The sequence below is a fragment of the Chloroflexus islandicus genome (assembly GCF_001650695.1).
Lineage (GTDB): Bacteria > Chloroflexota > Chloroflexia > Chloroflexales > Chloroflexaceae > Chloroflexus > Chloroflexus islandicus.
Window position 1 is genome coordinate 1 of record NZ_LWQS01000052.1, and the last position, 24,149, is coordinate 24,149.

The following is a 24,149-nucleotide window of genomic DNA, read 5'->3' on the forward strand; positions in this document are numbered from 1 at the left end:
GATTGCTTCGGGGGCTGCGCCCCCTCGCAATGACAATTGGGGTGCGCCCCTGCTCTCCTCATGTCATTGCGAGCCGCGCTATGCGCGGCGAAGCAATCTCCCACGAGCACGGGAGCGGTGTGCTCAGGCATCGTTCTCGCTGACGCGGGAGATTGCTTCGGGGGCTGCGCCCCCTCGCAATGACAATTGGGGTGCGCCCCTGCTCTCCTCATGTCATTGCGAGCCGCCAGCGGCGGCGAAGCAATCCCCTGCGAGCACGGGAGGGGTGTGCTCAGGCACGAGTCCCGCATCCCTCATGTCATTGCGAGCCGCCAGCGGCGGCGAAGCAATCTCCCGCAAGAGCGGGAGCGGTGTCCTCAGGCATGGTGTGCGCTGAAGCGGGAGATTGCTTCGGGCGCGTTGCGCCCTCGCAATGACAGTAGGAGCGCGGGAGCGGTGCGCTCTGAGGTTCCTATGCCCCAGCCACCCGGTCAAACGCGCGCAGCCGGTCGATCGTCGCCTGCTCTTCCGGCGGGCATTCGGTGGCAAACCACGCATCAAGCATCTCGCGGGCTAGTTCGGGTGTCGTCAGGCGCAGGCTCAACGCCAGTACATTAGCATCGTTCCACTTGCGCGCGCCGGCTGCCGTCTGCGCGTCGTGGCAGAGCGCGGCGCGGATGCCGGGTACCTTGTTGGCGGCGATGCTGACGCCGGTGCCGGTGTAGCAGCAGACAATCCCTTGATCGGCTTGGCCGGAGGCGACCGCTTCGCCGACGGCCCGCCCGACGTCGGGCCACGGATCGTTGTTGCCGGCTAGTGGCCCGAAGAGAATCAGTTCATGCCCGCGCCGCTCTAGTTCGGCGATCAGGGCATCGGTGAGGTAGTTCTTTTCATCGCTGCCTACCGCTATCCGCATAACACGTCCTCCCACATGGGGTAGTTCTGTGTCATTGCCGATGGAAGGATTGAAATCCATTCCCTACCGGCGAAGCCAGCAACATTGCCTTCATTCGTGGCTAGGCTTGCAAGACTGCACCGGTGCGCCATTATTGTATCCCATACTGGTCGATTTTGGCGCGCAGGCGGGCCGCTAGTCGCGGGCTGGCGGCGCCGAGAGTGGTGAGGATGAGTTCACCTTCGGAGCGGTAGCCTGCGACCCGTTCCGGTGACCAGTGGGCCGGTGGCTTGGCTGAGAGATTGCTGATCCGGTCAGCGAGCTTGACTAGCCATACTTCGCGAGGTTGTTGCACAATCCGGCGGAGGCTATCGGGAATGCGCTCTAGCGCTGGGAGTGTGGGGTCTTTGGTTAGTGCGCGCACGCCATCGGTAATCGCTGCTCCAAAGTGTGCAACTAGCGTTGCTTCATCAACGCCGGTGTCTTCGAGTACGTCGTGCAGGAGTGCGCAGCAGAGGGCGAGCGTCTGATCATAGCTCGGTTCATCGGTAAGCGCCGCCGCTACCTCTAGCGCCACGTCGCTGAGGTGAACGAGTTTCGGCAAGTCGCTGCCGTAACGTTGTTGGCCGTTGTGCGCTCGTGCCGCAAAGTAGAGCGCAGCTTGCACGAGGTCGTCCATCGCTACTTGCTCCTTTCTCGATCCGGTATGGGGATGTTGCCCCACCCCAGCCCTCCCCCGCTGGGGGAGGGAGTCACATGCCTTGCTCAAAGGCAATGACCTGCTCGCTACCCTGCCCGCAAACGACGCAGCTCCCCCTTTCCCGCTGTCAGGTGGGAAAGGGGGCCGGAGGGTGAGGGCGTCAACGCAGAGGCGCAGAGGAGGCAAAGGCGCAGAGATGGTAAACGCAAAGCACGCAAAGATGATTGGTATGGCGATCTTTTTTCCGCGCCCTCGGCGGTGAATCCGATCTGACCCTCATCCCCTCGGCGCGGGAGCGGGGCGCTGCTCCCGCTCGCTCGCCGATGCCTTGCCTGCAAACGATGCAACTCCCCCTCTCCCGCCGTCAGGTGGGAGAGGGGGGCGGGGGGTGAGGGCCATCAGCCCGTGCAGCGGGTTTCGTAACCATAGCCTAGCCCTTCAGGGCCGGGCACCCCAGCGGGGGCTGTTGCCCCCACCCCAGCCCTCCCCCGCTGGGGGAGGGAGAAAGCCGTGTTATTAGCCCTGCGCTTCTGCCGGCTGTGGTTCGCGCTCTTTGGTGATGTCGCGCAGGGTGCTCAGGTCGCGGATGCGCTCGGTGAAGAGAATGCCGTTGAGGTGATCAACCTCGTGCTGGATGGCCCAACCCAACAAGCCGTCGGCCCGGCGCAGCCGGTGATGCTTGCCGCTCAGATCCTGAAACTCGACCGTCACCCACGTCTGGCGCGGCACCATGCCGTACCAGCCGGGCAAGCTCAGGCATCCCTCGTCGCGCATGACCTCTTCGCCGCTCATCTTGACGATGCGCGGATTGATCAGCACATACGGTTCCGCTGGCGCTACTTCAACGAGGCTGCCGTCGGGGCGCTCTTCGTATTCGGCGGGAATTTCGATAATGCAGAGCTGGATCGGAATGCCGATCTGCGGCGCAGCTAGCCCCACCCCGTTGGCTGCATGCATCGTCTCGAACATATCGGCCACCAACTGCTTGAGATTGCGATCGGGCAGCTTGACCGGGCGGCACTGCATCTTGAGAATCTTGCGATCCTCGGCGTCATCAATGCGGAGAATGCGTCGAATAGCCATAGAACATTTCTATCCTTGCCCGCAGGCGTTTGTTGCGGTTACTCTTTCTATTCTACGACAGCGCGGCGCGAGGGGCAAGGTGAAAATAGGTCAAACAAGCGGTTGGGGTCATGGCGTTGAATGTGGCGCTGCTGCTCATTGACTATCGAGGAACGGAGCCATATAACATTATTAGAAACGATCAGTTGTTTGTGCTAGGCGGGTTCGATGAATAAGCGCATAGCCCTTATGCTGGCCGGCATAGTGATCGTGAACGTGCTCGCCTGTACCGCGCAACCGGTTGCGCTTCCCCCTACGCCAACCGCGACTGCCACCGTGCTGCCTACGCCAACCGCGACCGCTTCACCCACGCCGGTCGTTACCGACGAACAGCTTGCCCAGCAAGCCTTGATTGAGTTTTTTGATCGCTTGCACCGCGGTGATTATGCGGCTGCCGTTGAGTTATTCGGCGGTTCGTATGAGTCGATCATCGCCTACGTCCCCAACGTTGATCCTGCCGATTATCCGGCGCTATTGCAGGGCATGTGCAACATTCACCAGTGTCTCAAGGTCAAGCAGATCGTCAGCAGCCTGCAATGGCGTGATGATTACTTCTTGATCGGTGTGCAACTGGAGGATCCTGAAGGTGGCGTTTTCACGTTTGGCCCGTGTTGTGGCGCTAGTCTAGAAGAATTTCCCCCGCGGTCAGTGTTTGAATATTTGGTGATGAAGCGCGCTGATCAGACCTTTGTCGTCATCGGTCTGCCGCCGTATGTGCCGTGAGGCAAGGTACATTGCTGCGCTTCTTTGCCGGCGGTGATGGCGGCGGATGCGCTACTCTCTGACCGATGAAGCAAGCGGCGCGAAGGGCGATCAGCCAACTTCGCGCCGTGGTTGTTACTGGTCTGGCAATTCCAACCGTACCGGACTGCCGTCGATCATTGGTCGCAACGGCGTCACCGAGACGTAACCGGCCAGCACTGCGCCGTCGTCGGTGTCAAGTGCGAATTCCGGGATGCGCTCGCGGGCAAAGTGGAACGCAATCTGCGCGCGCTCGGCAGGGCCGGGTGGGGTGAGGGCGATGTCGAGGTAGTGGCCGAAGAAGAATTCCGAGAGCCGGGTCTGGCGAAAGCCGCGCAGTTCGGCGGGTGAAGCGACGTGGGGAACGTTGACGTTGAGCACGACCGGCGCCTGCCCGCGGATCTGGGCCAGCAGCGGGAAGAGGCGTTGGGCGGCGTAGGCGGCGGTGTGCCACGGCATGGGTTCCGGGCCGCGGTATTGCAGTGAGACTGCCATCGCCGGCAAGCCCCACATCGCGCCGATCATGGCCGCGCCGACGGTGCCGCTGAGCATGACGTTGGTGCCGCTGTTGAGGCCGCGATTGATCCCTGAAACAACTGCGTCGATCGGTGGCAGCACGCCGCTTAACATAGCGATCGTCACGCACGCGACCGGCGAGCCGTTATGGGCAAAGGCGAGCATGCCATCGAATTCGGCGGGCGGGATGATGGCGCGCAGTTCGCGATTCGCTTGCGGTGGCAGTGCCATGCTCATCGCGCTCTGCTCTTCGGCGGGAGCAACGACGCTGACCTGCGCGCCGGCGGCACGCATGGCCCCGGCCAGTGCCCACAGACCGGGGCTGTCGATGCCGTCGTCGTTGGTGGCTAAGATATGCATGCAGAGACTCCGCATTTCTCGTGATCGGTGGCGTCAAGCGGAGCGCTGGCCGGCTCTGGCATTGGTAGCCGGTGATCAGCCGTTTTGTGCTCCAAAGGCGAATTGTCGCCGCTTGGAGCTATGCGTCATGCACACCAATGCTCGGTATCCTCGCATCAGTGATGCACTTTACCACCGCGCTCCGCTCTCAGCATATCACGAGGCGGCTCCCTGAGCAATTGCCGCTTCGATGATTTCGAGCGTGACTTCTTTCAGGCCGCGCGCGCGGGCGGCTTGCTCGGCAGCGGCGCGCAACGAGCGGCTGGCGCTGATGCGGGCAAGGTAGGGCACCGCGTCGAGCGCCGCGTTCAGCCGGTCGGTCGCCTCCTTCGTCCACGGCATGGTCTCGGCCCCGCTCGGCTTGGGCGGGCCGCCGGCTGCCGGCGTGACCGTCTCGACCGGCAAGAAGTTGATCACCGTCTCGTAGAAGCGGTTGACTAGCTCTTGCATCAGGTTGGCCGCGCCGGCGTATCCCATAAACGGCGTGCCGGTTGTGCGCCGCACCACCGGGCCGGGGAAGGTGGCCGGGATGTAGTGGGTGCCACGGGCATTGGCCTCGGCCAGATAGATCTTCTCGTTGATGCTGCCGAACACAAACGCCGGCGCTTTGGCGTGCAGCCGCTTCCGGATCTCGATGTTGTCCGGCTCGTCTTCGCGGCGGGGCCGGCCCGACACCCACGCGATCTTCATGCCCAGCTCGTCGCCGAGGAAGCTGCGCAGACCGTCGGCGTAGCTGCGCGCAGCGACGATCGCGCAATCGACGGTGGCAAACCAGTCGCTCTGCGGGCCGCGCCACAGATCCCACACCGGTTGCAGGGTCGTGCGCTTTTCATGCGCGATGAACGCCTCAACCTGCGCTGGTTCGATACCGAGCAGTTGGCCGAGTTCGCGCAAGAAGGCGGTGGTGCCAAAGACGCCGAACGGTGCGAAGAGGTAGGGCCGGCCCAACGCTTCGGCCAGACCTTGACCAAACTCGCGGTACATCACCACGTTGACCGCCGCTTCCGCCAGCTTGGGGGTGGTAGCGATGCTGCCTTCGTAAGGGTAAACGAGGTTAATCTCGGCGCCGATGCCGGTGATCAACCGCTTAAGTTCGTAGAGGTCGCTGGGCGCGTTGAAACATCCCAACGAGGGGCCGATGATATTGACCGTGCGCGGGCGGGGTTGGACATCCGCCGGCACAAACGGTTTGCCGTACTGTTCCCACGCAAACAACAACGCTCGCTCGCGCCCCGTCCACTCGTCTTGTTCGAGCGATTGGCTCCAGAAGAACCGCGCTTCGGGATCGATCTGCGCCACTAGTTGGGCGTGATCGGCGCTGATCATCTCGCTCTCGGCGGTCGAAACCACCAGCAGCCGTTTGCCTGCCAGCATCCCCATCGTGCGCAGATCGTCAATCGTGCGGATCAGCGCCTTGGCCGTACCGTTGATCACATCCTCTTCGCGGATGGAGGTCGGCGTCAGGTTGGCCATGTGCGGCAGCGCATCGGTATAATCGGTGACGGCCATACCGAGCAGGTTGTAGCAGCCGATCGGCGCATCGCAGACAATATGCACGTCGGGGAAGCAGCCAAACACCCACGACGCGCCCCAGTAGCTGCTGGTATCGGAAATATCACGGATCAAAGTAATGCTCATCGGTTCGCCTCCCGGCCCTCATCACCCTCGAAGAACGCCAGCATGCGGTCGTAGATCGGTTTGCGGTTGAGCAGGTCGCGCACAAAGCTGAGTGACGCGACCATGCCGCCGGCGAGGAAGAGCGGGCGCACACTGAGAATGTTGGTGTAGTAGACCGACGGAATGCCCTTTTCTTTGGCGTAGGCGGCCAGCGTGGTGGTGCCGATCACTAGATCGAACGACCAGCGCGCCATTGCTGCCTGATCGTCTTCGAGCGTCTTGCGGTAGATCACCGCCTCGGTACCGTGGGCCTTCAGCCATGCTTCATCAGCGGCGGTGAGGGCGCTAGGGCCGATGCTGGTGCTCACATAAGGCACCCGCGCACCGCCTTCGATCAGCAAGCGAGCATAGAGCATCTCGTTGCCCTCGTAGCCGGAAACGAGAATGGTCGCGCCTTGCAGCGGCTTGCTAGCCAAAAAGCCGCGTGCGGCGGCTTCCTCTTCGGCGGCCACCCGCTCGACCACATCTTCATCAAGGTCGAGCGCTGCCCCAATGGCGCGCAGCCACGCCGCACTCCCCTCAGCGCCGATCGGCGCGCCGCTGACCACGGCCACACCCCGCTCGCGTAAGACGCCGATCGTCTCGCGGTAGAAGGGGTGCAGCGCCGCTACTGCCGCTGCCCGACCGGCCTGCTTAATCTCATCAACGTGCCGGCCGGGGAGGGTCGTCACCACCCGTCCGCCCATCTTGCGCAGCACACCATCGATCAACAACGGATCAGCCGGAAAGACCTCGCCGATCAGGGCCAGCGTGCCCGGTTCGTGCTCGCCGCTGGTATCGACAAACCGCCGCATCACCGCCGCTAGCGCCACATCCTTCGCTTCGGGGTGAGAATGGATCGCGTAGGCCGGCACTCGCACCAAAATCACCGGCTTGCCGTCAACCTCTTTCGGCAGCAGCTCCTCGGCCAAGCCGGCCGTTTCAGCCACACAGAGCGAAATGACCGGGATAAACGACGTATTGGCCGCCGTCGCCGCTTCCGCAATCGCCGCGTTGGCCGCCTCTTGCACCTTGCCGCTCGACAGCTCAGCCGTGCCGAGCGCCGGCGCGACGATGCTCTTGCGTGCCGCGTAAAAGTGGGTGACAAACGTCAACCCGTACAGACAGCCGGTATCGGTCACCATTGCCGGCTGCGCGCCCTCGATCCGGGTCAGCACGCGCAACGCGCCAAACGCAGGGCACATGGTCTGCGGATGGAGCTTGCACGCGCCGCCGCGAAACGGTTCGGCGGGGGCCTCGGCGCCGGCCGGCGTCAGGGGAATGATCTCGGCCATAACAACTCCTCTGCCCGGACACAGCCGCTCTACTGCATGCCGGGATGATCAAACAGGGACGCGAATGGTTGGTATTATACAACAAATTTCTTGCTTAATTGCTATGAACGGGGATGAGACACGGATCGGCTATCCGTGCCCTACTCATCCAGCGGCCACGGATCGGCGCTAAACTGGTCATGCACCTCTTGCAGTTGCACATCGGCGTAGCTAGCGTAGAAGCTGCGTGTCACTTCCACGCTGCGGTGGCGCAAGATTTGCGATACTTCGGCGAGAGCAACCCCTTCGTTGAGCAGATGATAGCCGACAAAATGGCGGAAGGTGTGCGGTGTGACTTGACGTAACAATTCAGCCTCGTCAGCTTTGCCTTCCCACCCGAGCTGATCGGCCAGCGCATTGGCTGCACCGGTGACAATCCGCCAGCCGCTGATCCGCGACAGCCTGCCGCCGCCGGTGCGTGGGTCGAAGGCCACAAACAGCGGTTCGCGGGCCGGCGGCCAGTTCCGCGCAGCGAGGTAGCGGTGCAGGGCCTGTTCGGCGTGTTTGCGGATAAAGAGGGTGCCTTCGCGCCGGCCTTTGCCGCGCACGATCACTCGCGCCAAGATGCGCCGGTCGCGCGCCACATCGCCGACATCGAGGCTGAGCGCCTCGGAGATGCGCGCCCCGCTGGAAAAGAGCAGGTGCAGCAGTGCGGCATTGCGTAGACGGGTCAGCATCTGCCGCTCACGTTCCTCTCCGGCTGGCTTGTCATAAAAACGCACTAACCGGCGTAGATCGGGTGGAGTGGGAGCGATCGGGGTGGGCAGGCGCGGCAAGACCCGGCTCACTTCGGGGCGAGCCGCGGCGACGCGAAACGGGATCGCCCCTTGCGAGTCAGCCAGCGCCAGAAAGCCAAACAGCGGGCGCACGTAGGCATGCACCGTGCGCTCAGAGAGCCGTTCGCTCTGACCGCCGGCCCGCGCCGTCGCCGCGCGCTGCGAGAGGTCGTAGCTACGTTTGCGCAGCGCACGCGCGTATGCCACCAGATCGCCGATCTGCAAATCTCCCAGCCGGTGTTTCCCGTTGCGTTCGGCCCAGCGGGTAAAGATGCGCACCGCCGTCTCGTAGCTAGCGATGGTCTGGCGCGCATGGTGGCGTTGGCGCTCGCGGGTATCCTCATCGAGTTCGTCGTCGTCATCGCTCTCGGCGAGGCCGGCGCTGGATAGCCGCGCCAGCCAGATCGCGCCGGCGACGGCGATCGACGTTTCGGGTGTGAGTGGTTGTTCGGCGAGTTCGGTCATAATGGCGCCATAGAAGATGGAATAGCCGCAACATGGAATAGCCACAAAAAGACACAAGAGTCACAAAAGTTTTATGTGTCTTTTGTGTCTTTTCGTGGCTATTCCCTTATCTCCACTGCTGCTAGGATGTGGCCCCCACCCCTAGCCCCTCCCCCGCTGGGGGAGGGGGGATATGGCCCCCACCCCTAGCCCCTCCCCCGCTGGGGGAGGGGAGTGTGAGCCTAGCCACCAAAAGCCACCAGAGTCACAAAGTGTTATGTGTCTTTTGTGTCTTTTCGTGGCTATTCCCTTACCTCCACCGCTGCGGGGAAGTGCCCCCACCCCTAGCCCCTCCCCCGCTGGGGGAGGGGAGTGTGAGCCTAGCCACCAAAAGCCACAAGAAGCACAACAGTTTTATGTGTGTTTTGTGTCTTTTCGTGGCTATTCCTACAACACCCCCAGCGCGACTGCGCCAATAATCAGCACCCCAGCCACAATCCGGTAATAACCAAACACGGTGAAGTTGTGGGTGGCGATATAGCGCAGCAACCAGCCGATACAGCCATACCCGACAATCATCGCCACCGTTGCGCCGAGCAACAGCCGGCCCCAATCGGTGGTCTGAATCTGGTCAAGGCTGCCGATCAAGTCAACCAGCGTCGCCGCGCCAAGCGTCGGGATGGCAAGGTAAAACGAAAACGCCGTCGCGGTGGGCCGGTCGAAGCCGGCCAGCAACCCGCCAACGATCGACGCCCCAGAGCGCGAGACTCCCGGTACCAGCGCGAAGATTTGGGCAATGCCGACCGTCAAGGCCCGCCGGTTCGAGACGGTGGCAAAGTCAACCGCGGTGCTGGCGCGGCCCTTGGCGCTACCCCGTTCGATCCAGAGAAAGATAATCCCGCCGATGATCAACGCCGCTGCAATGACTAACGGCGACTCGAACAGCACTGCTTTGATGAAGTCGCGGGCCACGATGCCTACCGCTGCCGCCGGCACAAAAGCGATGATCACACCGAGCCAGAGCTTGCGCGCGGTGGCGATCGTCACCGGGTCACCGCGCCCAATCAGGGCCTTGGCTTGGTCAAGCAGATCACGCCAGTAAAAAAGCAACACTGAGCAGACGGTGCCAAACTGGATCGCAATCTCAAAGGTGCCGCCGATGCTGCCCTGATAGTTGAGCAATTGGCTGGTCAGCAAGAGGTGTGCAGTTGAAGAGATTGGTAGCCATTCGGTGATGCCTTGCACGATCCCCAACACCACCACCTGCCACCAATCGGGGTTGGCAGGCGCGGTGATGAGCAAGGCGAAGGCGAGCAAGACAGCAAACCCGATAAAGAGACTAGAACGGGGGAGCGAAATGGATTGTGTTTGCATGGTGGAATTCAAACCTTATTGATTACGTGAAAGAACGATGGATCGAAGACCTGTGCCAACAGAGCGCAATGCTCAGTATATGAGAGGGTGTCTACCGCTGAATGAAATGTTCTCCTATGGAGTGCGGCAGTGATACTGCCGCATCCTGCTCAATAAAATGGTCTGCTCTACCTATGGAATGCGGTAGTGATACTGCCACCATCCGCTGAGTCGACTGCTCTATTACGGAGTGCGGCAGTGATACTGCCGCATCCTACTGGATGGGAGGGTTTCTACAGAGTGCGGCAATGATACTGCCGCACTCCATCGATCGCTACACACCCTCGTCCTCACTCAGCACCATCTCAATTGACGCCGCCACTGCCGCGACAGTTGCGCGAATATCCGCCTCGCTATGCACCGCCGAGACAAACCCGCTCCGTCCGCGCATCAGATCGACACCGTTGAGGTGCAGCGCCATGCGCAACCGGCGCAAGAACCGGGCATCGCCGCCGCGCTTCAGCGTTGCGAGCGGCAGATTGCGCGGGATGTCGCCGGGAGCAAGATCAGTAGCTGGATCGACAAACACGTGGAAAATCGAGCCATCGCCGAAGGCCGTCCACCCGCGCAGACCCTTGCTGGCAAAGAGTTCGTTTAGCATCTTGACCAGCAATTCGCCGCGTTGCGCCGCGATCGCGCCGGGTTCGCCGGTCGCGACGGCGCGCAGCATTGCGATCCCTGCCGCCGCCGAGAGCGGGTTGGCGTTAAAAGTACCTTGCTGGCGAATACGTCCGCGCGGCCCGTGCTCGTCGTGGGCCAGCAGGTCGAGCAGCTCGGCCCTGCCGGCCAGCGCGCCGCCGGGCAAGCCGCCGGCCACAATCTTCGCCAGACAGACCAGATCGGGCGTAATGCCGGCCCGTGCGCAGGCCCCGCCGGGAGCGACGCGAAAGCCGGTGACGATTTCGTCGGCGATGAGCAAGACGCCGTAGCGATGGGTAAGCTCGCGCAGGCCGGGCAGGAAATCGGCGGGCAACGGGATTGAACCATACGACGCGCCGGTTGGTTCGAGGATCACTGCCGCCACATCATTGCGCGAGGCTAGTGTTGCTTCCACCTGCTCAAGATCGGTTGGCAAAATGATCAAGCTCGCCAACGTCTCTGGCAACACGCCGCGATTGGGATCATCGGGGTCGGCTCCGGGGGCCAGCGCGTCGTGCCAACCGTGAAAATGGCCGGCAAACCGGATCAGCGTCGTCTTGCCGGTAGCGGCGCGGGCAAGGCGTAGGGCCAGCGTCGTCGCTTCGCTGCCTGAAGCGGTAAACCGGATGCGCTCAGCTCCCGGAATCAGCTCGGCGATCAGATCGGCCCACTCCAGCTCCAGCCGGTGGCTGGCGCCAAGATGGGTTGACACCGGCGCTTGCCGTTCGATCGCCTCGACAATCGCCGGGTGGCCGTGGCCGAGCAACAGCGCGCCGTGGCCGCACCAATAGTCGATCATCCGATTGTCATCCACATCCCACTTATACGGCCCGTTGGCGCGTTCCATGAAGAGAGGGAAGGGATCGGCGTAGCGACCATCGTGGGTCGCGCCACCGGGAAAGCGTTGCAAGGCGCGTTGGGCCAAGACAGCCGAACCAGCGAATCGCTGGCGGTAGAGTTGTTCGAGTGACATACGCATTACATCCCTACGCTGAGGCGGTAGATCAGCGCCGCCGGCAAGCCATAGCTGCGCATCTGTTCTTGGGTGCGTTGGACGTCGTAAGCTACCCGCTTGAATGTCAGGATCTGCTTGTCGGTATCGAATATAGCGTAGGCGGCGCGTGGATCGTGATCGCGCGGCTGGCCGACGCTGCCGGGGTTGATAAAGTAGCGCGCATCGCTGGTGAGCGTGATTTGGCTAGTCCCTTCCGGCATGATCCGCTCGCACCGATCTTCGCCGTTGGGGCAGCGAAAGGCAAACTGGACGTGCGAATGCCCAATGAAGCAGACTGGTTCGTGAAACCATTCGAGGTTAGCGAGCGCCTGCGATGGCATGAGCAAGTATTCCCAGATCGGTTCGCGCGGGCTGCCATGCACAAGATGATAACGATTGTCAACCGTGTGGGAGGGTTGGAGCGGCAGCATCCATTCACGATTCGCCGGCTTGAGTTGGGATCCGTTCCAGAGATTAGCCCGCCGGGCATCAGGGTTAAAGTCGTTGAGACTGATTTTGCCCAGACAGGCCAAATCATGGTTGCCGGTTAAGATCACCGTGGCGTGTTGCTGCATCAATTCAATGCACTCATTCGGCGCCGGCCCGTAGCCGATCGTGTCGCCAAGGCACCACAACGCATCAAACGAACCGGCATCGGCTAGCACTGTTTCAAGTGCGACGATGTTGGAATGAATATCAGAGAGGATCAGAATCCGCATATCGTTACGTTTTGACGATGCTCGCAGCCAGATCGTATAATTGGCAGCGACCCGGTTATCAGGAGCGTCGCCGTTATGGTTGAACCGTCAGGACACTGCCCGTACCTTGGATTAAAACAGAATCAAGCGATCCGGTTTGCGTCGCCGACGCCAGAGCATCGCTGCTATGCAGCCGGGCAGGCGCAAGAAATCCCGCAAATTGAACCTGACTATCAAGTGCGCTATTGTTTGTCGGCGTCCCATGTACGTTGCCCATTATACATGGGGATGCCATTACCTACAACGTCCACCCCGCTGGCAGCGACGGCGCCGGCTGGGGCAGCGCCAGCGGTGCTAGCGCCGGTCTCAACCTCACCTGCGAGCGGTCTGCGGGCATGGCTCGCCGGCCTAGCGCCGCGCGATCGCTTCATCTACGGTGTGTTATTAGCAGTGTTGCTGTTGGTCTTGTTCGGGTATGCGCTGGGCAGCATGGCCTTTGTTGGCGCAATGCTCAATCCAACCGCAGCTCCGGCTACGACCGGCCCCACGGTCGCGCCGCCACCGACGGCGACCATGACCATGCCTTCACCGGCTGCTACCGAATCCCCCTCGCCCACGGTAACATTGTCTCCGACGGTGCTTGCTTCGCCAACCGCGACGCTGATCCCGTCGCCGACAGCTACGCCGTACGAATTGATCCCGGTGACCAACACGCCGACGATCCCGATTATTATCCCACCGCCGCCGGTGTTCTTCACGGCCACCCCGACGCTGTCGCCGGAATTGCCACCGGTAGAGCTGCCGTCTGCCACGCCAGACATCCCACCGGCGGAGACACCAACGATGCTGCCAACCGAAGCGCCCACAGCAGCACCAACCGAAGCGCCCACAGCAGCACCAACCGAAGCGCCCACAGCAGCACCAACCGAAGCACCCACCGAAGCGCCGGTGGAAGTGCCGACCGAAGCGCCACCGCCTACGGCAACTCCGTAAGTGATATGGAGTGCGGCAGTTCAACTGCCGCACTCCATATTCCATGGATGGCTGCGTCTTTACCCTGCCGCCGGCGCAGTTGTTTGCGGCGCTGGTGCTCCTCCCAATTGCTTCACCAACTGGTCGCCAAGGTACAACATTTGCTGCACAAAGGGATGTTTCGGTTGGTCGAGGATTAGCGGCATGCCCCGATTGACAGATGTCACGACCGGTTGGCCACCACTGATAACATGGAAGTTGATTTTGCGTCGCAAGACGCGCTCGATTTCGCCGACGCCGATCCCGACGCCAGAGTTAGCCCGATTCAAAACAACGCTGATCGCGTTGGGGTTGATGCCTAACTGGTTTGCCAAGTTGAGGAACAGACTCGTGTTCTTGAGCGGGCCAATTTCAGGCGTAATCACCAGCAAGACGTGATCAGCTCGATCAAATACCGACAGCGTGCGATCGTCATAGCTGGTTTGGCAATCAACGACGACATAATCGGCGCTAACGGCCAGCAAATCAAGGATCCGGGTGATGTGATCGGGGCTCACCAATTCCGCCTCTTCGGGACGAGGCGGCGCCAGTAGGGCCTGCAAGCCGGAAGGGTGGGGCAGCAGCACTTGATTGACCATTTCGCGCTCGATCTCATCGCCGCTGCGCACAATGTCCACAATGCTGCGGGTTGGTGCAATATTGAGGTGAACGGCAATGTCGCCGAAGGTGAGATCGGCATCGACGATGATCACGCGCTGGCGGGTGCGCAAGCGAATAGCGAGCGCCAACGATACCGCAATCGTGGTTTTGCCGACGCCGCCTTTCGCGCCAAAGACGGCGATAATCTTGCCCCGCCGCAATGGTGCGCTCGGCGCTTCGCTGGCCGTGCGGGCAAGCAAGTTTTTCACCCGGTAGACCAGCTCTGGCGGTTCAAACGGCTTAGCGAGATAATCATTCGCGCCTGCTTCAAAGCCAGCGATTTTGGCGCTAATATCGCCTTGGGCCGTTAACATCAAGATCGGCAGCGTTTTGGTCAACGGGTGCTGGCGCACGCGCTTGCAGAGGGTATAGCCATCAATGCCGGGTAGCAGCACATCGCAGATGAGGGCATCAGGCGGGGCTTTGTAAATCTGCTGCAAGGCCTCTTCGCCGCTAGCTGCCCGCCGCACCTCGTAGCCGGCATTGCGCAACATCACCTCAAGCATCTCGGCGACAACATCGTCGTCATCAACGATGAGCAGTGTTGGCAGTTTCATGAATGACTCCTCTCGGATGCAGACAGGCGATCGAGCAGGGCTGGCAAAGCCCCTGCTGCTAGCGGGAGCAAGAGATAGTCATCGGCGCCGAAGGCGATTGTGGCAGCAGCGCGCGGTTCAGCCGCCGCCGGCGCAATCGTCACGACCCGCGCCGCAGTAAAATAATCGCGTAGCGACATGAGGTGCGGAGTTCGCACCCCTTCGATCTGCGTCATATCGACCAGAATCAGGTTGGGCGGTATGGGCGATTCATACCTGAGCGCATGTTCCACTGTGTCGATCACATCGTACATGATGTTGTGTTCGGTCAGGGCTTGGCGCAGCAACCGGCGTTGAATGCCATTGGCGCTGATAATCAGCGCGCGCCAATTGAGTTGCTGGCCGGCAGTTGCGGGAACGGTTGCGGCTATGGTGATTGCCGAAGGGGCTTCGCTGCTGGTCGCGTCAACTACCACCCGGTTGCGTCCCGCCCGTTTCGCTTGGTACAGGGCGGCGTCAGCGGCCTGCATCGCCCCGATCTGGCTGCGATGCTGCGGATAGCCGGCAATGCCGGCGCTAAAGGTGACACTGAATACACCTGCTGGCCCGTAGTGGCGCAGGGCGGCAAAGCTGTTGCGAATGCTGTCAATCAGCGTGCGCGCTTCAATGACGGACGTATTGGGTAAAGCCACCAAAAACTCTTCGCCGCCGTGCCGCCCGATCAGATCGCTCTTCCGTAACCGTTGGTGCAAGAGCCGGGCAAAGCTGCGCAATACCTGATCGCCGACCACGTGGCCATAGCTGTCGTTCACGCGCTTGAAATGATCGATATCGATAATCGCAATCGCCAGCGGTTGTTGCAACCGTTCGGCGCGGGCAAATTCGCGTGTCAATTCCTCCTCGACGGCCTGATGGTTGAGCAGGCCGGTCAGACCATCGCGTAAGAGAAAACGCTGGATGGAGCGTGCTCTGCCGGCGCGAGCCGAAATTGCGGCAACCAGATCCTCTGGCGTGATCGGTTTCGCAAGAAAGTCATCCGCCCCCAGCGAGAGGGCTGATTGCTGTTGGCTGCGGTTGGTTTCGGCTGACAGAAAGACGATCGGCATACCAACGTAGCGATCTTGTTGGCGAATGACGCTGGCCAGCTCTTTGCCGCTGCAAATCGGCATGTACATGTCGAGAATGATCAAGTCGGGTTGAAAGGCCTGCAACTGGTCGAGCGTCTCGCGCGGGTCGGCAATGGCGCGTGCGTACATCCCGGCAGATTCTAAACTCTGCACGCAACGTTGGCCAAAATCGGGATCATCATCAACGATCAACACCCGCAGCGGTGTGTTCTCTTCCGCGCCAGTCAGCCGATCAAGGGCGTCGATCAGCCGGCCAGCGTCTACCGGCTTAGCAAAATAGGCATGCCCGCCGCTGCGCACTGCGGCCAACCGGGCCGTAAAATCATCACGTTGCGAGATATAAATGACCGGCACCGGCGCCGTGCGCTCGCGCTGAATGGCGGCAATCGCCTCGGTGCCGGCAAGATCGCCGCTGGGAAAGACGACATCCATCATAATCGCCGCCGGGTTGAGCGCACGCACCAGCGTTGGCAATCCCTCTAGATCATTGACGAGATGGACATCGTAGTTGAAGAGTCGAAGCTGTTCGCTCAAATTGGTGGCAAAGTCCTGATCATCTTCCACCAAGATAATCGTATGCGGGCGACCGTTCGGTTCGCGCGATGATGATACGAATGGGATGACTGGCGGCTGGGATGGTGTTGCCGGTGGCGGTAATGGCGCCGATGGTTGAGCGGCGGGGGGGGGGCGCTGGCGCCGGCGCTGGTTCCGATGCCGATTCCGGCAAGACGGTCGTAACTTTGCCTTCCTTCACCATCCGCTGCAATAGCATTATTTGCTGGGCTAACGCGTGGCGCGCAGCGATATCGAGCGGCTGGTCATGTTCGAGCCACTCTTTCAAGCCAATATCAATCTCGCGGGCAACCGCACCCAAATCGGCAAAACCGAACATCGCCGCCGAGCCGGCCAGTTTGTGGGCAAGTTGGCGAGTCTCTATCCCAGCCGTCTTGTCCCACTGGCTCTGCTCGAGCTGGCGCCAAGCCGCCACAATTGCCTCGACCCGTTCGTTAATCTGTGCGGCGTAGCGCCGGCGCAACGCTTCAAACTGTTCAGCGGGATCGGGTTTCATAGGCTTTCGTCCAGATTGCAGCCACCTGCGCTGATAACGTCATCGGATCAAATGGCTTCGAGATGACATCGGCTGCGCCGAGCGCCAAGTATTGCTCGACTTCGTGGCGCTGGACGCGCGCCGTCATAAAGACCACTGGCGTCTGTGCCAGTGCCGGCTTCTTACGCAGTTCGGCCAGTGTCGTTGGGCCATCCATCCCCGGCATCATCACATCGAGCAGGATTAGATCAGGCGCAAATTGTTCGGCCACCGCCAACGCTTCAGCGCCTGAACTACATATCTGCACGGTGTAGCCGCCGACGGCTTCTAAGGCTAATTGGGCTACCATTTGAATATCCGGATCATCTTCGACGAAGAGGATTTTCTGGAGCGATGCCATACGTGGTTCTCCCTTACCTAGGCGATGTGGGCGAGGACGCGGCTGGAGCAGCCTGATCAAGCAAGCGCGTCACGGCAGTCAAGAGTTCGGTATTCGTTGTGCGTGATTTGACCAGCGTGACGGCGACGCGATTGGCAATGTCCGGGTCGCGATCGCGTACCGAGAAGAGAATGACTTGCAGCGGCGGTTGCTGGTGCTCGATCAGCGGCAAGAGATCGATCCCGTTGCCGTCAGGCAAATTCTGGTCGAGTATCACCAGATCAAACGCTTGGTTACGCAACAAGTGCTGCGCTTCAGCGATGGTGGCCGCCTGTTGTACCTCGGCAATATCAGCTAATAACAGCCGCACGACGGCAACCACATCACTGTCATCCTCGATATGCAGCACTTGGGGGCGGCTCGCGCCGGCGTGGCGCGCTGCCCGGCGCAACGCGGTGAGCAACCGTTGTTGATCGATCGGCTTTGGCAACCAGTCTACCACATTAATGCCTTCCCCGCTGATCGTTTGTTCTTCGTCAGCTCGCGCCGATACCACCACGATCGGGAGATTGTGCGTGCGCGCTTTGTCGCGCACTTCGCGGATAAAGGCGCTGCCGTCTTCGTTCGGCCACATCAGATCGAGCGTCATCGCCCGGTAGTCGCGTTGTTGTAAGAGTTCGCGCGCTTCGGTTAAGGTGTGGGCCACGTCAGTGGCATAGCCGGCTTGTTGCAACATCAGTGACAGCAGCGCCGCGATGTCGGGATCGTCTTCGCAGATCAAGATCCGCGGTGCATCCTTCGGTGCTGCCGGTATCGGCAAGGCAGGAGTGTTCGCCCGATATTCGATCAAATCAACATAGAACGTTGTGCCGACGCCGGTAGCGGTGACGAAGCCAATCTGGCCGCCGTGCCGCTCAACGATGGCCCGGCTGATGCTCAGGCCAAGGCCAGTGCCGCCTTGCTGGCGCGTGTTTGATGAGTCGGCCTGCGCGAATTTCTGGAAGATGCGATCGCGGAACTCGATCGGAATCCCCGGCCCGTGGTCGGTAACGGTCACGCGCACCCGACCCTGTGGTTCGCGCCCGATCGCCACTTCCACTTTGCCACCCGCCGGCGAGAATTTCACCGCATTGGAGATCAGGTTGGTGAAGACCTGCGTCATTCGATCGGGATCGACGTACACCTGCACATTGGGCAGGGTGGCGGTCAATTCAATCTTGACATCGTATTGCTGGCCGAAGCCGCGGTTGGCTTCGATCGTTTGCCGTACCAGTTCGTCAAGCACGACCGGTTGCAGTTTAAACACCATCTTGCCCGACTCGATCTTCTCGATGTCGAGGATGTCGTTGATCAGCCGCACCAGCCGCTCGCTGTTTTTCAGTGCGATGTCAATCATCGCCGCGGCGCGGGGCGGCAATTCACCGGCCACCCCTCCTGCTAGCAAGCCAAGCGAACCACGGATCGAGGTCAGCGGCGTGCGCAGTTCGTGCGAAACGACCGCTACAAACTCATTCTTCATCCGCTCGACCGCTCGCCGTTCGGTCACATCACGGAAGAACCAGACTCGACCGTAGTAATCGCCTTCGGTGCTGATCACTGGCGCGCTGTAGCGCTCGAAAGTGCGGCCATCTTTCAGCTCGATCTCGGCTTTGCCGGTCAGGTGCGGGTTGGCGTAGAGTTCCTCAATCTCGTTGCGCACTCGTTCCGGGTCGCAGACTTGGGCCAGCATAGCTTCCATACTAGCCGCGCAAGTCGCCTGTTCGATCGGAAGATCTTCGAGACCCCACATCTCGCGGAAACGACGGTTGGCGTAGAGGCAGCGCCGATCGGGCGAAACGACCAGCACGCCGTCGGGTGAGGCTTCGGTCTGGCATTCGAGCAGCGTTTTCTGGAAGCGCAGCTCTTGTTCGGCCAAGCGGCGGGCCGTGATGTCGTGGAAGCTGGCGACTGCGGCGTAGACCTGCCCATGATCATCGCACAGCGGCTGCGAGTTGATCGAGATCCACGTCAGATCGCCGCTTGGTTTGCGCACCCCCATAATCACATCGCTCTGCGGGCGGCCGGTGGTGAGCGCAACCATGATCGGGTGTTCTTCGCCGGGGAAGGGGCTGCCGTCTTCATGAATCGCCTGCCAGCGCGGATCGAAACTGGTGCGGCCCACCAGTTGGTCGTAGGTCAGGCCGAGAATCCGTTCGGCGCTGGCGTTGCAGGTCTCGATCACGCCTGACTTATTCATCACCACGATCCCCTCGCTCATCGCGGTAATCACCGAGCGATAGCGGGTTTCGCTCGCGCGCAGCTCTTCCTCGCTCTTCTTGCGCGCAGTGATGTCAAAACGCACTGAAAGGTAGCGTTCGGGCTGGCCATCTTCGCCGATAAACGGCACGATGGTCGTATCCACCCAGAAGAGGCGGCCATCTTTGGCCCGGTTGCAGATCTCGTTGCGCCAGATGTGACCGGATTTGATCGTGTTCCACATCTCGGCGAAAAACTCCGGCGGATGCACACCCGATTTAAAGATGCGGTGATCTTTCCCGATCAGCTCATCGGGCCGGTAGCCGGTGATCGCGCAGAACCGTTCGTTCACTTCGAGAATGCGACCTTCGGGATCGGCAATCGACAGGATCGCCGATTGATCAAGCGCGTTCATCACGTCACGGCTCTCTTTCAGGGCCGCGCGCAGCATGCGCTCCATCTCTTTTTGATGGGTAATGTCTGACTCGATCGCGATAAAGCGGGTCAGATTGTGCTGGTCATCGTAAACCGGCGAGATGTCGAGGGCGAGCCAATAAGGCCGGCCTTGCTTGGTATAATTGACGATCTCGACTTTGATTGACTCTCCGTTGCGCAGGGCTTGGCTGATCGCAGCCACTGTGGCCGGATCAGTTGCCGGCCCCTGTAAAAACTCACCCGGTTTCCGCCCGCGCACTTCGTCGAGCGTGTAGCCAGAAATACGGGTAAAGCCCTCGTTGACCCATTCGATCACGCCGGTGCGGTCGGTGATGATGACCGCGTTGTCGGTATAACGAGCCACCAGTGACAGCATACGCAGTTGGTCGGCCTCGCGGCGGGCGCTGCGAGCAAAGGGACGGATGACCAGCAACCCGCCAGCCGTCAAGAGCAAGAGGATCATCACCAGTACACCCGCTTGCATCAGCGAAACCTGATCGCGCAAGGCTTGGCTTTGCATCAGTAAGAGGCTGCTGGTTGCACTGAGATCACTTTGCACTGTGATCAGGTTGGTCTGAATGGCCCGCAGATCGGGGTTATCCCGGTTGAGTTGATCGGGTGGCGCTTCAACTAAGTTGTTGACGTAAAACAGAAAGCGTTCAAGCGCCGGCGTCAGATGATCAATTGGGGTTGCCGGCGCTTCCTCTAGCAATCGTTGGTGGGTCTGGCGCAGTTCAGCGCTCAGCGTGCGCAGTTCGGCCCGGATCGAAGCCGCCTGCGAGGCATTGGCAAACAGGGCCAGCTCGGTGGCGAGCAGCGCCGTTTGCTGGGCGCGGATCTGCTGGCGGTGGGTCAGATCGAGTAGCGTATCGTACTGCGAGAGCCGCTGCGAATTGATCGCAAGCAGCGCGTAGCCGCCGATCGCGAGCAAGGCGATCATCACCAGACCGCCGATATACGTGCGCGTCAGTCGTTGAATCGGTGAGGTGCGCGCCATGGTCAAGCCTCTTCGCGAAGGGCGGCAGGGAGGGTGAACCAAAAGGTTGCGCCCTGTCCCGGTGTAGACGAGACATCGATCACGCCGCCGTGGGCCATCACCACCTTCCGGGCAATGGCAAGCCCAAGACCAGTGCTCTTTTCGCCGCCGGTTGGCCGGGCTGACAACCGGCTAAACGCTTCAAACAGCCGGCTGCGTTCATCGGGACTAATCCCCGGCCCTTGATCAGAGACCGCAAATTTCCACCAGTCGCCGTCGCGTTCGGCGCTCACGGTAATGGTACTGCCGGGAGGCGAGAACTTCACCGCGTTCGAGATGAGGTTGTCGAGTACTTGGCGGAGCCGCAGGGGATCGGCATATACCGTGCCATCAGTTAACGTCGCCAGTTCGATGCGGGTTTGTTTCGGGTTCGCTAATAACTGGTGGCGGTTGATCGTCTCTTCCAGCAACGGCTTGATCGCCACTGGTTCGGGTGAAATCGTCACCGTGCCATTCTCAATCTGGCTCAGATCGAGCAGATCATTCAGCATTGCCAGCATGTGTTCGGTTTGGCGATAGATGTCATCGAGCATGCGCTGGCGCTCTTCCGGCGGGCGCTGTAGTTGTTGGTTACGCAGAATGGCGGCCATCATCTGGATAATCGCCACCGGGTTGCGCAAGTCGTGGGCCACCATGCCGAGCAGGTTGTTCTTGAGCGCCGACAAGCGGCGGAGTTCGGCGTTCTGCTTTTCGAGCAGCTCTTTCTGCGCTGCGAGTTGCGAGACGAGGTTGCCTTTTTCCACGATCACCGATAATTGTTCGGCGATCTGCATATAGCGTTCGACGTGCTCGTTGGTGTAAGTGTTGGCTTTGGCGCTCGAAAAGAAGATAAAGCCGACCGGTACGCCGTTGGCGATCAGTGGGCAGGTCAGCGACGAGCGAATCCCTTCGTTGACGATCAGGCGGGTTGATTCCGATTCGGGCTTGCGGCGCAAATACTGCACCAGATCATTGATAATCCGGGGTTGGCCGGTCTGCATGATCGCCTCAAGGCTGCTGCCAGCCATCGGCGCTGAGTAACCGCGTTTCAGATGAACTGCTGGCAAGCTGGTGCGAGCCCAGCGCGCGCGCAACACCTTACCGCCGTCTTCGAGCAGGGCAAACCCGATCCGCTCGTAGGGAATGACCTCGCGAAAATCGTTGTAGACGCCATCAAGGATCTCATCGAGCATGAGACCGGCATTGATGCGGGTGGTAATGCGGTGCAGCGTCTCAATCTCGCGCTGGCGGCGGGCAAGGCTGGCGGCCAATTCACGGAGCGAGGCCGCCAGCCGGCTGATCCGTTCGTCGCGACTCTGCACTGCTGGTACTTCAATCGCGAAGTCGCCATCGCGCAGGTGTTCGGCAATTTCGACGAGCCGTTCGATCTCATCGGCGGTGTGATCGGTGATTGATGTCATAGCGCGGCTCCTCGGAGTGGTACGGCGACTCTTTGGTGTATTATACGTCACTAACCTTTCCATAACATTGCTGTTTAGCTACGAAAGGCGCAAGTTGCGACAATTGCGCTCATAACCGATTAATTGGTACTCTTTTCGCTACATGAATTTGTTACAATACTATCACGCAAGCACTCACCTTGCGCTGGTGATGCTATGAAGAATAAATCACTTCCAGTCCAATACCGTGTTCGCTTCACTGGCAGCTATATCCTGCTCGCGACGATATGGCTCTTAATCGTGCATCTCTGGATGCAGCAAGATCAAGCGCTACCGTCTTGGAAGCGATTGCCGCTCGATATCGGCTTTATCGCCGCCAGTGCCTTGTTCGGCTATAGCTTCATTACCCAGCTTTGGCATCAAATCGATTTGCAACGCGGCTTGAGCCGGTTAGCCACCCGGCTGCATCAACTATCCATTAACGCGCCGCCGTCACCGATCTTTGAGCAGGAAGTGTGCCGGTTGGCGGTCGAAGAAGTTGGTTTGCGTCTCGCATGGATTGGACTGGTTGATCCGGCAACGCAGCAGGTTGTGCCGGTAGCGCGCTGGGGGCCGGCCAGCGATTATGTAGATTTGGTGCAGATCCGGTTGAATGACGCTGAGCGAGGTCGGGGCCCGACCGGAATGACGTTGCGGCTCGGCCAGCCGGTAGTCGCCGCCGATATTGCGACTGACCCACGAATGAAGCCATGGCGTGATGAAGCCTTGCCGCGCGGGTTGCGATCGTCGGCGGCGTTGCCGTTGCATATTGATGGCCGGGTGATCGGGACGCTGAATCTGTATGCTGGGCAGCCGAACTTTTTCAGTGACATAGTGATTGATATTGGCATATTGTTGGCCGGGAATTTGGCCCGGATCGTCGAATCGCGCCAACGCGCCATGGAACGGGATGCGGCTCAAGCCGCATTTCACCAGAGCGAAGCCCGTTTTCGCCGCTTGGCTGAACAAGCGCCTGATATTATCTTTCGCTATGTGCTCGTGCCACAGCCACAGCTTGATCTCGTCAATCCGGCGGTGCGCGCTATTCTTGGCTATGAGCCGGAACAATTGCTCGCGCAGATGCCGGCGTTTAGCGAATTCATTGATCAACCGCAGATCGAGCAAGTTGAACGCTTGATCGCCCAAGGCCGCGGCCAGATTCTGTTGCACACCCGCCGGAGCGATGGCCAGTATGTCTGGCTCGATGTGCGCTTTGTGGTGGTTGATGGCGCCATCGAAGGGATTGCGCGCGATGTGACGGCGCAGGTCGAAGCGGCGGCCCGGCTGGCGCGCTACGAGCTGCTGAGCGCCCATGCCCGTGATATTGTCCTGTTTGTCCGGGCGCGTGACGGCCAAATCCTCGAAGCCAATACCGCTGCCGAACGCGCGTATGGTTATAGCCGGGCCGAACTCTGCGCCAAGACGATTTTTGACTTACGCGCGTCTGAGACGCGCCAGATCGTGCGTGATCAGATGACGCAGGCTAATACGCAGGGGATTTTGTTTGAAACGACGCATCTGCGCCGCGATGGCAGCATGTTTCAGGTTGAGGTGAGTTCGGTTGGCGCTGATATTGGCAACGAACGAGTGCTGCTGAGCGTGATCCGCGATATTACCGAACGCAGAAAAGCCCAAGCTGAGCTCGATCTGCTGCGCACGGCGCTGAATGCATCGGCGCAAGCGATTGTGATTACCGATATTCACGGTGTGATTGAATGGGCGAACCCCTCATTTACCGTGTTGACCGGCTATCCAGTTGCCGAAGCCATTGGCCGGCATACCCGTCTGCTGCGCTCAGGCAAGCATGATCTGTCGTTTTACGCCGCGATGTGGGCGCAAATTCTTAGCGGCCAGCCGTGGCGGGGCGAGTTGATCAACCGTCGTAAAGACGGTTCGCTGTACCATGAAGAGATGACCATTACGCCGGTCAAGCGCGATGGCTGATCGAGCATTTCATT

At 60.5% G+C, this 24,149-nt stretch carries 19 protein-coding genes; 3 read left to right on the forward strand and 16 right to left on the reverse strand.

Going from position 1 to position 24,149, the window contains the following annotated elements:
• Positions 1–451: 451 nt before the first annotated feature.
• From A6A03_RS09830 to def, 3 genes are all read right to left on the reverse strand, one after another.
• On the reverse strand, positions 452–895 hold the full coding sequence (locus A6A03_RS09830; protein ID WP_066787202.1) for an RpiB/LacA/LacB family sugar-phosphate isomerase: 444 nt from the start codon (positions 893–895) through the stop codon (positions 452–454).
• A 130-nt stretch (positions 896–1,025) separates the two neighbouring features.
• The gene (locus tag A6A03_RS09835; protein ID WP_066787205.1) at positions 1,026–1,553 is read right to left on the reverse strand and encodes an HD domain-containing protein; all 528 of its coding nucleotides are present in this window, start codon (positions 1,551–1,553) and stop codon (positions 1,026–1,028) included.
• A 537-nt stretch (positions 1,554–2,090) separates the two neighbouring features.
• On the reverse strand, positions 2,091–2,657 hold the full coding sequence (gene def, locus A6A03_RS09840; RefSeq protein WP_066787208.1) for a peptide deformylase: 567 nt from the start codon (positions 2,655–2,657) through the stop codon (positions 2,091–2,093).
• A 207-nt stretch (positions 2,658–2,864) separates the two neighbouring features.
• On the opposite strand from def, the gene A6A03_RS09845 reads away from it, so the two are divergent.
• On the forward strand, positions 2,865–3,419 hold the full coding sequence (locus A6A03_RS09845) for a hypothetical protein (protein ID WP_156525310.1): 555 nt from the start codon (positions 2,865–2,867) through the stop codon (positions 3,417–3,419).
• A gap of 114 nt (positions 3,420–3,533) precedes the next feature.
• Here the strand turns inward: A6A03_RS09845 and surE are convergent, their stop codons facing one another.
• The 7 genes from surE to A6A03_RS09880 form a co-directional block, all read right to left on the reverse strand.
• Complete coding sequence (gene surE / locus A6A03_RS09850) at positions 3,534–4,313, reverse strand: 5'/3'-nucleotidase SurE (protein ID WP_066787213.1); 780 nt, start codon at positions 4,311–4,313, stop codon at positions 3,534–3,536.
• A 195-nt stretch (positions 4,314–4,508) separates the two neighbouring features.
• Positions 4,509–5,990, reverse strand: coding sequence for a chlorophyllide a reductase subunit Z (bchZ, locus tag A6A03_RS09855; protein WP_066787216.1), 1,482 nt, complete (start codon positions 5,988–5,990; stop codon positions 4,509–4,511).
• A complete protein-coding gene (gene bchY, locus A6A03_RS09860; RefSeq protein WP_066787220.1) occupies positions 5,987–7,303 on the reverse strand; it encodes a chlorophyllide a reductase subunit Y in 1,317 nt (438 codons plus the stop codon). Before bchY ends, bchZ begins: the two co-directional genes overlap by 4 nt.
• A gap of 140 nt (positions 7,304–7,443) precedes the next feature.
• Positions 7,444–8,583 carry a tyrosine-type recombinase/integrase gene (locus A6A03_RS09865; RefSeq protein ID WP_066787223.1) on the reverse strand — a complete coding sequence of 380 codons (1,140 nt, stop codon included), beginning with the start codon at positions 8,581–8,583 and terminating at the stop codon, positions 7,444–7,446.
• Between the two features lie 426 nt (positions 8,584–9,009).
• A complete protein-coding gene (locus A6A03_RS09870; protein ID WP_066787230.1) occupies positions 9,010–9,936 on the reverse strand; it encodes an undecaprenyl-diphosphate phosphatase in 927 nt (308 codons plus the stop codon).
• A 313-nt stretch (positions 9,937–10,249) separates the two neighbouring features.
• Positions 10,250–11,587, reverse strand: a complete 1,338-nt coding sequence (locus tag A6A03_RS09875) for an aspartate aminotransferase family protein (RefSeq protein WP_066787233.1) — start codon at positions 11,585–11,587, stop codon at positions 10,250–10,252.
• A gap of 5 nt (positions 11,588–11,592) precedes the next feature.
• A complete protein-coding gene (locus A6A03_RS09880; RefSeq protein ID WP_066787236.1) occupies positions 11,593–12,327 on the reverse strand; it encodes a metallophosphoesterase family protein in 735 nt (244 codons plus the stop codon).
• A gap of 75 nt (positions 12,328–12,402) precedes the next feature.
• On the opposite strand from A6A03_RS09880, the gene A6A03_RS09885 reads away from it, so the two are divergent.
• Positions 12,403–13,299 (forward strand): hypothetical protein, encoded by an 897-nt coding sequence (locus A6A03_RS09885; protein ID WP_066787239.1) that lies wholly within the window; start codon positions 12,403–12,405, stop codon positions 13,297–13,299.
• Between the two features lie 59 nt (positions 13,300–13,358).
• On the opposite strand, the gene A6A03_RS09890 is transcribed toward A6A03_RS09885, so the two are convergent.
• Genes A6A03_RS09890 through A6A03_RS09910 form a run of 6 tightly spaced genes read right to left on the reverse strand, consistent with a single transcriptional unit; the run spans position 13,359 to position 22,173 of the window.
• A complete protein-coding gene (locus A6A03_RS09890; RefSeq protein ID WP_066787242.1) occupies positions 13,359–14,534 on the reverse strand; it encodes a CpaE/TadZ family protein in 1,176 nt (391 codons plus the stop codon).
• On the reverse strand, positions 14,531–16,204 hold the full coding sequence (locus tag A6A03_RS09895; protein ID WP_245668934.1) for a GGDEF domain-containing response regulator: 1,674 nt from the start codon (positions 16,202–16,204) through the stop codon (positions 14,531–14,533). Before A6A03_RS09895 ends, A6A03_RS09890 begins: the two co-directional genes overlap by 4 nt.
• The gene (locus A6A03_RS20850; RefSeq protein WP_245668935.1) at positions 16,194–16,709 is read right to left on the reverse strand and encodes an Hpt domain-containing protein; all 516 of its coding nucleotides are present in this window, start codon (positions 16,707–16,709) and stop codon (positions 16,194–16,196) included. The genes A6A03_RS09895 and A6A03_RS20850 overlap by 11 nt, the downstream gene beginning before the upstream one ends.
• Positions 16,690–17,088 carry a response regulator gene (locus A6A03_RS09900; protein WP_066787245.1) on the reverse strand — a complete coding sequence of 133 codons (399 nt, stop codon included), beginning with the start codon at positions 17,086–17,088 and terminating at the stop codon, positions 16,690–16,692. Before A6A03_RS09900 ends, A6A03_RS20850 begins: the two co-directional genes overlap by 20 nt.
• 13 nt (positions 17,089–17,101) lie before the next feature.
• A complete protein-coding gene (locus tag A6A03_RS09905) occupies positions 17,102–20,734 on the reverse strand; it encodes a PAS domain S-box protein (protein ID WP_066787246.1) in 3,633 nt (1,210 codons plus the stop codon).
• 2 nt (positions 20,735–20,736) lie between these two features.
• Positions 20,737–22,173: a sensor histidine kinase gene (locus A6A03_RS09910; RefSeq protein ID WP_066787249.1), complete on the reverse strand. Its 1,437-nt coding sequence runs from the start codon at positions 22,171–22,173 to the stop codon at positions 20,737–20,739.
• A 195-nt stretch (positions 22,174–22,368) separates the two neighbouring features.
• Between A6A03_RS09910 and A6A03_RS20360 the strand changes: the two genes are divergently transcribed.
• The gene (locus A6A03_RS20360; protein WP_066787251.1) at positions 22,369–24,135 is read left to right on the forward strand and encodes a PAS domain S-box protein; all 1,767 of its coding nucleotides are present in this window, start codon (positions 22,369–22,371) and stop codon (positions 24,133–24,135) included.
• The last annotated feature ends 14 nt before the right edge of the window (positions 24,136–24,149 follow it).